The organism is Nocardiopsis chromatogenes YIM 90109 (genome assembly GCF_000341185.1).
In the GTDB taxonomy this organism is placed as follows: Bacteria; Actinomycetota; Actinomycetes; order Streptosporangiales; family Streptosporangiaceae; genus Nocardiopsis_A; species Nocardiopsis_A chromatogenes.
This window is the reverse complement of record NZ_ANBH01000064.1, coordinates 18,767-28,685: the sequence shown is the minus strand read 5'-3', so window position 1 is coordinate 28,685 and position 9,919 is coordinate 18,767. Positions and strand designations below refer to the sequence as shown.

Below are 9,919 nucleotides of genomic sequence, written 5' to 3'. Positions count from 1 at the left end.
ACCGGCGAACACGCGCTCTCACTCCTCGTCGACGTACTCATATGGCCATGCCCCGCGCAACACCCCCTGGATCATCGATGGGAAATTTCTGAACCTGCTGCGGACACGGCGAGGGGCCCCCGCGGTCGGTGCGTGCGGGCCGGGTGCGCCAGAGGATCGGGGCGGGTGGTCTGCACGCCGAAGGGCCAGCTGGGGCCGGTGTGTGCCGGAGGGGCCGCGCGCTCTACACCGCAATCCGGCGCCCGGGTGATCGGCGCCCCGGTCAAGCGGTTACCGGCGGTCTCCGACCGCTGATCGGGGCACACGTCTCCCATCGACGGTCTCACCGCGTCCTCACCGGTCGGCGGCGCGCCGACCGGCACGGTCGTGCCGTGCGGGCCGCGCCCCTCCCCTTCCAGCGGGCGGGGCCGCCCCGCCCCCGCCACCACGGCGGCCTCCGTTCGGCAAGCGCTCGGCAAGTGCCCGGCGAGTCCGCTCCCGCACCGTGGTGGTGTGCCGGGGCGGACCCGCGCTCCGCCCCCCGGACCGGCTCACGACCACGACGAGAGGACCACCCCGTGCCCGGCTACTTCGACCCCGTCTCGCTCGGCCCGCTCGACCTGCCCAACCGCCTGTTCATGGCCCCCATGACCCGCTCGCGGGCCAAGGGCGGGCTCGTCACCGGCCTCACCGCCGAGTACTACGCCCAGCGCGCCTCCGCCGGGCTCATCATCACCGAGGGGACCCAGCCCAGCGCCATCGGCCAGGGCTACATCGACACCCCCGGCGCGCACACCGCCGACCAGGTCGCCGCCTGGCGCGCGACGACCGAGGCGGTCCACGCCCGCGGCGGACGCATCTTCCTCCAGCTCATGCACGCCGGCCGGATCGGCCACCCCTACCTGTACCCCGATGGCGCCCTGCCCGTGGCGCCCTCGGCCATCGCCTCCGGCGAGTCCCTCTTCACCCCCGAGGGCATGCTGGAGCACCCCGTCCCGCGCGAGCTCACCGCCGAGGAGATCGCCGCCACCGTCGAGGACTTCGCCGACGCCGCCCGCAACGCCGTCGACGCCGGGTTCGACGGCGTGGAGCTGCACGGCGCCAACGGCTACCTCATCCACCAGTTCCTGGCCGACGGCAGCAACCGGCGCACCGACGCCTACGGCGGCTCCCCCGCGGCGCGGATGCGCTTCGCCCTGGAGACCGCGGCCGCCGCGGCCGAGGCGATCGGCCCCGAGCGGGTCGGGTTCCGGATCTCCCCCGGCAACACCTTCAACGGCATCACCGAGAGCGACACCGCCGAGCTCTACCCCGCGCTCGCCCGCGAGCTCGCCCCGCTCGGCCTGGCCTACCTGCACATCATGGAGGTCGGCGACCGGGCGGTCACCAAGGCGGTCCGCGACGCCTGGCCCGGCACGCTGGTGCTCAACCCCACGGCCGCCCCGTCCGAGGGGGGCCGCACGGTGCACGCGGGCGCCGACGCCCTCCGGGAGGGCGCGGCCGACGCGATCGCCGTCGGCTCCGACTGGCTGGCCAACCCCGACCTGGACGCGCGTGTGCGCGCGGGCGGCCCGTTCAACGAGCCCGACCCCGCCACCTTCTACGGCGGCGACCACCGCGGGTACACCGACTACCCGCGCCTGCAGGACTGAGGAGCCTCCCGGGCGGGGCGCGGGGGCGGCCTCAGCCGTCCCCGCCGTCCCGCCGCTCCTCCTCGGCGGTGCCCCCGGGCCCCACGACGAAGGTGCGCTCCGGCCCGGCGGGCCTGCGCCGCCGCAGGGCGACGCGCTCACGCCGGTCGGGGCGGCCCTCCTTCGCGGGGGCGCCCGCGAAGTGCAGCCTGCTGAACGCCAGCGCCTCGGCCAGCTCCAGCTCGCGCGCCTGGCGGTCGGCCGCCTTGCGGGTGTTGACCTCCAGGACGATCTGCCCCTCGTACCCCGTGGTGGCCAGGTGCTCCAGCAGCTCCGCGCACGGCTGTGCGCCGCGCCCCGGGATCAGGTGCTCGTCCAGGTTCTGCCCGCCGAACCCGTCGGCCAGGTGCACGTGGGACAGCCGCCCGCCGAGCCGCTTGGCCATGTCCATGGCGTCCGACCGGGACATCGCGGTGTGCGACAGGTCCAGGGTGACGTCCGGGTAGTCCCGGTCGAGCGGGTTCCAGCTCGGCGCGTAGGGGACCACCTCCCGGTCGCCCATGTGCACCGGGTACATGTTCTCCACGGCGAAGACCACGTCGGTCTCCTCCTGCATGCGGGCGATGCCCTCCTCGAAGGCCTTGGCGTACTCCCGCTGCCAGCGGAAGGCCGGGTGCACCACGATCGCGGTGGCGCCCAGCGCCTCGGCCATCGCCTTGGAGCGGACCAGTTTCTCCCAGGGGTCGCGCCCCCACACCCGCTGGGTGAAGATCAGGCAGGGGGAGTGCACCGCGGTGACGGGGACGCCGTGGTAGTCGGAGAGCCGGCGCAGCATGTCGGTGTCCTGGCTGACCGGGTCGGAGGAGACCAGCACCTCGATGCCGTCGTAGCCGAGCTCGGCGGCGATCTCGAAGGCGGCGGGCGTCTTCTCCGGGAAGACCGAGGCGGTCGACAGGACCACCGGCGCGTCGGGGACCTCGATAGCGCTCACCCGGTCAACCCTATGCGGTGGGGGGCCGGATTGGCCCGGGGGCCGTCGGCGCGGCTAGCCTGCCCGGGGTGAGAGCCGCACTTCAGGGGGCGATCCCCAGCCCCAACATCTGGCACAGCCCCGGCGTCTACGAGCTGGAGAACGCCGCCGTGGACCCGGACGGCCGCATCCGGGCCGCCATGGAGCGCATCCGCCCCATGGCCGGGGCACGGGTGCTCGACATCGGCTGCGGCACCGGCTACCACCTGCCCGCCTTCGCCGCCGTCGCCGCGCACGTGACCGGGGTGGAGCCGCACGGGGAGCTGGCGGCGGCCGCCCGCGCCCGCACCGCCGGGCTGGACAACGCCGAGGTGCGCACCGGGGTGGCGCAGCGCCTCCCGGTGCCCGACGCCTCGGTGGAGGTGGCGCACGCCCGGTGGGCCTACTTCTTCGGCCGCGGCTGCGAGCCGGGCCTGCGCGAGCTGTCCCGGGTGATGCGCCGGGGCGGCGCGGCGTTCATCATCGACAACGACGCCTCCCGCAGCACCTTCGGCGGCTGGTTCCGGCGCTTCCTGCCCCGCTACGACCCGGACGACGTGGAGCGGTTCTGGGCGGCGCAGGGGTTCACCCGGGAGCCGCTGGACATCCGGTGGCACTTCGAGCGCCGGGCCGACTTCGAGGCCGTGGTGCGCATCGAGTTCCCGCGGGGCCTGGCCGACGAGATCATCGCGGCCCACCCCGGGCTCGACGTGGACTACGCGGTCAACCTGTGGTGGCGCGAGTACTGACCGGGCCGCCGCCGTCCCGGCCGCGCCCGGCGCCGCCTCACCGCTCATCGAAGGCCACCCCCGACCCGTCCGAGGAGACCTCGACCAGCGCCCGGTCCCCGGCCGCCGACGCGCACTCGATCGCGCTGGAGGCCGAGGTCACCATCGTGTACTCGTCCATCTCGCAGCGCACCTCCTCCTGCCCGGTGTGGTAGCGGTACCGCTCCTCCAGGGCCGCCCGCGACACCGGCAGCCGCCCGGTCTCGTACTCGAAGGTCTCGGCGCCGGTGACGGTGACGTCGAAGACCGCCCGGTACCCCATGTAGGTCGCCTCGCAGGACCCGGTGGCGCCGTCCTCGGGGGCCAGCTCCCCGCAGACGACCGCCGACTCCGGGTCGTACTCCATCCCGAACGCGTTGACGAACCGCTTGAGCTCGTACTCCACCGAGGCCGTGAAGTCCTCGGGCGGCGGCGCGGGCCCCAGGCTGTCCTCGTCGAACACGGGCTCCTCGGCCGGCACCGGCCCGGTGCGGAACGCCCCGCCGGGGGACGCGTCCCCGGGGGAGGCGCCGCCGGAGGGGCCGTCCTGCGGCGGGGAGCCGTCCGGGGCGGACCCGTCCGGGGCGCCGGGGGAGCCGGACGGCGACGGGCTCGGCCCGGCCGCCGCCGTGCCGTCCCGGTCGGGCGGCAGCTCGCCGTCCCGGACGTAGGCGACCAGGCCGCACGCGGACGAGGCGGCCACTGCGCCCGCGCAGGCCAGCGCCAGCGCCGCCCTTCGGGCCAGGGTGCTGATCGGGGGTTCCACGGCCGTCCTCTCCCAGGTGCCTCGTGCGCGCCCGCGCGCCGCGGCGCGCGCCGGGCGCCCTGCCCGCGCCCGGCCCTTCGCCCGGTCTGACTCACCTGTGCGCCGCCTGGTTCCGGATCCGTCCGGCCCGCTCCGCCGCCACCGCGCCCGCCGTCCCCAGGCCGTGCGGCCGGGCACGTCCTGTCGCCCCGAGGGGCTAGCGTGCAACCATGGCGAAGAGCGCGAAGAGTTCCTTCCAGTGCACCGAGTGCGGCTGGACCACGCTGAAATGGGTGGGCCGGTGCGGGGAGTGCCAGGCCTGGGGCACCGTCGAGGAGGCGGGTGCGCCCGCGCCGACCGCCGTGGCCCCCACCCGGGTGGCCACCGCCGCCCGCCCCATCACCGAGATCGACGTGGAGACCGCGCACGCCTCCCCCACCGGCCTCGACGAGCTGGACCGGGTGCTCGGCGGCGGGGTGGTCCCCGGCGGCGTGATGCTGCTGGCGGGCGAGCCCGGGGTGGGCAAGTCGACGCTGCTGCTGGAGGTCGCCGCGCTGTCGGCGGACGCGGGCCCGGTGCTCTACGTCACGGGCGAGGAGTCCACCGGCCAGGTGCGGCTGCGCGCCGAGCGGCTCGGGGCGCTCTCCCCCAAGCTCTACCTCGCCGCCGAGACCACGGTCGGCGCCGTCGCCTCGCACGTGGACGCGGTCGCCCCCGGGCTGCTCATCGTCGACTCGGTGCAGACCATGAGCGCCCCGGAGGTGTCCGGGGTGCCCGGCGGCGTGACGCAGGTGCGGGAGGTGGCCGGGGCGCTCATCCGCATCGCCAAGGAGCGCGGCATCGCCACCGTGCTGGTCGGGCACGTCACCAAGGACGGCTCGATCGCCGGTCCCCGGCTGCTGGAGCACCTGGTCGACGTGGTGCTGCAGTTCGAGGGCGACCGCCACTCCCGGCTGCGCATGCTGCGGGCGGTCAAGAACCGGTACGGGCCCACGGACGAGATCGGCTGCTTCGACCTGGGCGAGGCCGGGATCATCGGCCTGCCCGACCCCAGCGGGCTGTTCCTGACCCGCCGCAACGAGCCGGTGCCGGGCACCTGCGTGACGGTCACCCTGGAGGGGCGCCGCCCGCTGATCGCCGAGGTGCAGGCCCTGGTCGCGCCGACCAACCTGCCGCAGCCGCGCCGGGCCACCTCCGGCCTGGACCAGGCGCGGGTGAACATGGTGCTGGCGGTGCTGGAACGGCGGGCCGGGGTGCGCCTGGCCAATGCGGACGTGTACCTGTCCACCGTGGGCGGGGTGCGGCTGGGCGAGCCGTCGGTCGACCTGGCGCTGGCGCTGGCGGTGGCCGGGTCGGCCCGGGACGAGGCGCTGCCGCGCGGCCTGACCGCCTTGGGCGAGGTCGGCCTGGCGGGCGAGGTGCGCGCGGTGGACGGCGTGGAGCGCCGCCTGATCGAGGCGCAGCGGCTCGGCTTCACCCGGGCGATCGTCCCCCGGCACAGCGAGGTCCCGGTGGAGGGCATCGAGGTGGTGGGCGTCGACGACGTGTCCGAGGCCCTGGGCGCGGCCCTGCCCGCCCGGCGCCGCCGCTCCGGCTGATCCCGGCGTCCGGGGCGGGGCCGCCCCGGGCGTCCGGTCAGTTCAGCCGGAAGACCTCGCGCTCCCGGTCCTTGCCGGAGGCGTAGTCGCCCTCGAGCGCGGCCACGTAGGTCCCGGGGCGCTTGGCGGTGGCCTCGGTGTCCCGGCAGTCCTTCCAGGACCGCTTCCGGTCCCAGGAGAAGGACGTCTTCTCCGGCACGCCGCGCTCCAGCTCGACCTTGTTCTCGTCCTCGCGCGCCGCGCAGTCGGCGGTGGAGAACACCCGGTCGTCGCCGGAGGTGATGCGCACCTCCATGTTCTCGGGCCCCAGGTCCACCGTGCAGGTCTGGTCGGCGGTGTTGACGGCGGTGACCTCGATCTTCGGCTCGGCGTCCCAGGCGTAGTCGCTCTTGTCGGTCTCCACCGTCACGACGACGTCGGAGGGGCGGCACGGGTCGCCGGCCTTCTTCGGCGCGGGGAACTCCCCGTCGGAGCCCTCATCGCCCCCGTCCCCGTCCCCGGAGCCCGATCCGCCGGAGGAGCCCGAGCCGGAGGAGTCGGAGGAGTCCTCCCCGTCTCCGTCCCCGCCGTCCTCGTCGCCCCCGTCCGCGCTCGGCGATGTGCTGGGGGTGGGCGACGGTGCGACACTGGGCGTCGGCTCCGCCGACGGCGAGGAGGAGGCTTCCGGGGACGCCCCGGCCGCGTTCTCGGTGTCCGAGGCGGACGGGCGGCAGGCATAGGCGATCAGCGTCACCACCGCCAGCAGGCCCACCAGTACGAAGACACGCCGCTTCCAATACGTCCCGGGGCTGACCGGTCCCGGGTGTCCAGCACTTGACGCCATGGGCGTAGTATTCCGGTTCCCGCGGCGTGTCACCTACTCAACCCGCCGTATTCCGACCACGAATGGGCATGATCGACAACCCTTATTCCACCGCGGTTCTCGCCTGGTACGAGCGGAACGCGCGCGACCTGCCCTGGCGCGCCGACGGGGCCTCGCCCTGGTCGGTGCTGGTGAGCGAGGTCATGCTGCAGCAGACCCCGGTCGTGCGGGTGCTTCCGGCCTGGGAGGCGTGGATGCGCCGCTGGCCGGCGCCGGCCGACCTGGCCGCCGAGCCCTCGGGGGAGGCGGTGCGGATGTGGAACCGCCTGGGCTACCCGCGCCGCGCCCTCAACCTGCACGCGTGCGCTCGGACGATCACCGAGCGCCACGGCGGCCGGGTCCCCGACGACCACGCCGAGCTGCTCGCCCTGCCCGGGATCGGGGCCTACACGGCGGCGGCGGTGGCCAGTTTCGCCTACGGGCAGCGGCACGCGGTTCTGGACACCAATGTGCGCCGGGTTCTGGCCAGAGCGGTCACCGGGAGCCAGTACCCGCCCAAGGCCGCGACCCGGGGCGAGACGGCGCTCGCCGAGGAGCTGCTGCCCGAAAAGGCGCCCACCGCGGTCCGCTGGAGTGTGGCCGTGATGGAGCTGGGGGCGCTGGTGTGCACCGCCCGCTCCCCCGCCTGCGCCGACTGCCCCATCGCCGACCGGTGCGCATGGCGCGCCGCCGGGTACCCCGCCTACGACGGCCCGCCCCGCCGGGGCCAGCGCTACGCCGGGACCGACCGCCAGGTCCGCGGCCGCCTGCTGGCGGTGCTGCGCGCCAGTCCGGGGCCGGTGGACAAGCCCGCCCTCGACGCGGTCTGGGACGAGCCGGTCCAGCGCGAGCGCGCCCTGGACGCCCTGATCGCCGACGGCCTCGTCGACCCGCTGGACGACGGCCGGTACGCCCTGCCGGGCTGAGCCCCGCGGGGCGCCCGCCCCGGCGGCCGCGCCCTGGGGGGTGTTGATCGGATCACGGCCTGTGCGCGGCGCTCGGGCGCGCCCCTCGCCGCGTTCTCACCGGTCGACAGCGCGCCAAGGCCGACTCCCCTGCTCCTCGGAGAACACAGCGGCCTTGCGACGGACATGGCGCCGCCGGCGCCCTTCTACGGCCATGACCCACGCACCACCCGCTAGCCGCGCGGACGGGGGCTCGGCGGAGGCCCTGGATGGGGAAGTCGGCCGTCGCCGTCCAGGGCCTCCGTCGATCCGCCGCCCGCGCCGCGCCGGGGGTCGCCGTGCGCGTCCAGCCAGGCCGCCAGCTCCGCGGGCTGCATCGGCCGGGGCGCCATGCGGCCCGGTTCGCGCGGGGCCGCCCACACCCACCGCGGGCGCCCGGCGGTGGACGACTCCGCGCCGATGGACCAGTCCCGGCCGTACCGGGCGCGCAGGGCGTCCAGCAGGGCGTGCACCTCCAGCGCCGCCGCGAGCTCGTCCCGGTCGGCCGCCTCCACCTCCTCGGTGCGCCCCGGCGCCTCGGGATGCGGCCGGACGGCCGTGTAGACCACCGCCCCGCTGTAGAACCCGCGCCGCGTGCCGAACCGCCACCCGGACCACCCCGCCTCCACCGCGCCCCCTCCCCGAGCCCGCCGACNNCCCGGGGGGGGGGCCCGCCGCGGTCCGGTCCATCCGGGGCACGACGCTAGGGCGCGGCCATTCCCGGCGTCCCCGAGGTTTCTTGAAATTTCTCGTGTCGGGGCCGTGCGGAGGTCAGGGGCCGGGCGTGCGCAGAAGGTCGCCCCGGATGCGGGCGAGCAGCCGGTGCGCGGCCGCCTCCCGCACCGCCGCCGCCGACAGCGCCTCGAACACCGCCCGGTAGGGCACCACCGCCTCCGGGTCGTCCAACCGCAGCTCGGCGCCGATCGTCTCGACCACCACCATCCGGTCGTCGAAGATCCAGAACCCGTGCGAGGGCACCACCCGCAGGCGCGCCCCGGCGGGCACCACCGCGATGTCCACCGACCGCATCCCCACCATTCCGGCGATCCGGTCGAGCTGCCCGGCCATCACCTCCTCCGGGCAGATGAGCATCCGCAGCGCGGGCTCCCACATCAGCACCTCGAACCGGCGGTGCGGCTCGTAGAGCACCTCCTGGCGGCGCATCCGGGCGCGCACGCCCTCCTCCACGTCGCCGTCGGGCGCGCGATGCAGCTCCACCGTGCGGCGGAGCATGTGCCGGGCGTACTCGGGGGTCTGCAGCAGACCCGGCACGCACGCCGACTCGAACACCCGGATGCGCGCCGAGGCGTTCTCGTCCTGGCCGAACGCCCGCTGCCGGGCGCGGGTGCCCGCGGCGAGCTGGCGCCGCCAGCTCGCGTAGTGCGTCTCCATCGCCCGCCGCTGGGCGATCAGCTCCCCGGCCGCGCCGGGGGCGGCGCACGCCGCGGCCCAGGCGCGCAGGTCGTCGCCGGAGGCGGTCTGCCTGCCGTTCTCCAGCTTGCTCACCTTGGAGGGCGGCCAGCCCAGCAGGTCCGCCAGGGAGCGGCCGGACAGCCCGGCGTCCGAGCGCAGCTCGCGCAGGCGCGTCCCGAGGGCGTGCCGCGCCGTCTGGTAGTCGTTCATCGGATCAGCGTGGACAGGTACCGGCCGTAGGGGAGCGCGTAATGCCACGCGGCGTCGCGGGCCCGGGCGGCCCGGACCACCTCCTCGGCCCCGCGGAGGAGTTCGGCCCCGGTGAACCGGTCGCCGTCGAAGCACAGCCGGGCCACGGCCTCGCTGTCGAACAGCCAGAAGTCCTCGGCCGGCAGCTCGCGCACCACCGGGTGGCCGCGGGGCAGGTACCGGATGTCCTCCCCCGCCGCCAGGTTGTAAGGGGTCCCCCACAGCTCCCACCTCAGATAGTCGGAGGGGGGATCGTCGACCAGCCTGACCCGCTCCATGCGCTTGCCTTTCGCCGTCTCGGCCCGCACCAGCCCCAGCCACGGCACAAACCACCCGATCCCCGGATCGCGCCCGGCGAGCCACTCCCGGTAGGGCCGGTCCTCCTCGGCCACGCCGTAGGCGCGGCGCGTCTCCAGGCGCCAGGCCGTGAAGCGGAAGTCCCGGAAGAGCCTGTCGAGGTCCGGGCCCGGGGGGATCAGGTCCGCCACGTCACTCCTTCGGGGTGTATCGGGTCAGGAGCTCACGGGGTACGACGACGAATTCTTCCCCTTCCAGGACATTCCTCACCTGGGCCAGGGCCTCGGGGTCGGTGAGCCGGCGGCCCTGCACGACGAAGTCGCCGCCGTCGGTCTCGTAGAGGCTGGGGCAACCGCTTCCCTGCGACGTGGTGCCGATGAACCTGAGCTTCATGTGCCCTCCCTGGCCCTGGTGCGTCGTGATCATCGTCGGCCAGCGGCCCGGGG

General features: G+C 75.4%; 11 protein-coding genes. 4 read left to right on the top strand and 7 right to left on the bottom strand.

Features of this window, described 5'->3' with window-relative positions; all coding sequences use genetic code 11:
- Positions 1-557 precede the first annotated feature (557 nt).
- Entirely contained in the window at positions 558-1,631 is a 1,074-nt protein-coding gene (locus D476_RS0106530) for an alkene reductase (protein ID WP_017623158.1), read from the top strand.
- 31 nt (positions 1,632-1,662) lie between these two features.
- On the opposite strand, the gene D476_RS0106525 is transcribed toward D476_RS0106530, so the two are convergent.
- Positions 1,663-2,601, bottom strand: a complete 939-nt coding sequence (locus D476_RS0106525; protein ID WP_017623157.1) for a sugar phosphate isomerase/epimerase family protein — start codon at positions 2,599-2,601, stop codon at positions 1,663-1,665.
- Positions 2,602-2,750: 149 nt separating this feature from the next.
- On the opposite strand from D476_RS0106525, the gene D476_RS0106520 reads away from it, so the two are divergent.
- Positions 2,751-3,368 (top strand): class I SAM-dependent methyltransferase, encoded by a 618-nt coding sequence (locus D476_RS0106520; protein ID WP_017623156.1) that lies wholly within the window; start codon positions 2,751-2,753, stop codon positions 3,366-3,368.
- Between the two features lie 37 nt (positions 3,369-3,405).
- On the opposite strand, the gene D476_RS0106515 is transcribed toward D476_RS0106520, so the two are convergent.
- Positions 3,406-4,152, bottom strand: coding sequence for a hypothetical protein (locus D476_RS0106515; protein ID WP_017623155.1), 747 nt, complete (start codon positions 4,150-4,152; stop codon positions 3,406-3,408).
- A 209-nt stretch (positions 4,153-4,361) separates the two neighbouring features.
- Here D476_RS0106515 and radA point away from each other — a divergent pair, with 209 nt between their 5' ends.
- A complete protein-coding gene (radA, locus tag D476_RS0106510) occupies positions 4,362-5,729 on the top strand; it encodes a DNA repair protein RadA (protein WP_017623154.1) in 1,368 nt (455 codons plus the stop codon).
- Between the two features lie 37 nt (positions 5,730-5,766).
- Here the strand turns inward: radA and D476_RS0106505 are convergent, their stop codons facing one another.
- Positions 5,767-6,480 (bottom strand): hypothetical protein, encoded by a 714-nt coding sequence (locus D476_RS0106505; protein ID WP_017623153.1) that lies wholly within the window; start codon positions 6,478-6,480, stop codon positions 5,767-5,769.
- A gap of 140 nt (positions 6,481-6,620) precedes the next feature.
- Between D476_RS0106505 and D476_RS0106500 the strand changes: the two genes are divergently transcribed.
- Positions 6,621-7,496, top strand: a complete 876-nt coding sequence (locus D476_RS0106500; protein ID WP_017623152.1) for an HhH-GPD family protein — start codon at positions 6,621-6,623, stop codon at positions 7,494-7,496.
- A gap of 212 nt (positions 7,497-7,708) precedes the next feature.
- On the opposite strand, the gene D476_RS32340 is transcribed toward D476_RS0106500, so the two are convergent.
- The 4 genes from D476_RS32340 to D476_RS0106480 form a co-directional block, all read right to left on the bottom strand.
- Positions 7,709-8,143, bottom strand: coding sequence for a hypothetical protein (locus tag D476_RS32340; protein WP_017623151.1), 435 nt, complete (start codon positions 8,141-8,143; stop codon positions 7,709-7,711).
- Between the two features lie 142 nt (positions 8,144-8,285).
- The gene (locus D476_RS0106490) at positions 8,286-9,137 is read right to left on the bottom strand and encodes a helix-turn-helix domain-containing protein (protein ID WP_017623150.1); all 852 of its coding nucleotides are present in this window, start codon (positions 9,135-9,137) and stop codon (positions 8,286-8,288) included.
- Positions 9,134-9,664 (bottom strand): DUF6879 family protein, encoded by a 531-nt coding sequence (locus D476_RS0106485; protein WP_017623149.1) that lies wholly within the window; start codon positions 9,662-9,664, stop codon positions 9,134-9,136. The genes D476_RS0106490 and D476_RS0106485 overlap by 4 nt, the downstream gene beginning before the upstream one ends.
- Before the next feature lies 1 nt (position 9,665).
- A complete protein-coding gene (locus D476_RS0106480; RefSeq protein WP_026123298.1) occupies positions 9,666-9,866 on the bottom strand; it encodes a hypothetical protein in 201 nt (66 codons plus the stop codon).
- Positions 9,867-9,919: the final 53 nt, after the last annotated feature.

What these genes read in the sequence shown, in the direction of transcription:
- D476_RS0106500 (WP_017623152.1), top strand. Translation starts at nt 6,621, where the DNA reads ATGATCGACAACCCTTATTCCACCGCGGTTCTCGCCTGGTACGAGCGG.
- radA (WP_017623154.1), top strand. Translation starts at nt 4,362, where the DNA reads ATGGCGAAGAGCGCGAAGAGTTCCTTCCAGTGCACCGAGTGCGGCTGG.
- D476_RS0106490 (WP_017623150.1), bottom strand. Translation starts at nt 9,137, where the DNA reads ATGAACGACTACCAGACGGCGCGGCACGCCCTCGGGACGCGCCTGCGC.
- D476_RS0106480 (WP_026123298.1), bottom strand. Translation starts at nt 9,866, where the DNA reads ATGAAGCTCAGGTTCATCGGCACCACGTCGCAGGGAAGCGGTTGCCCC.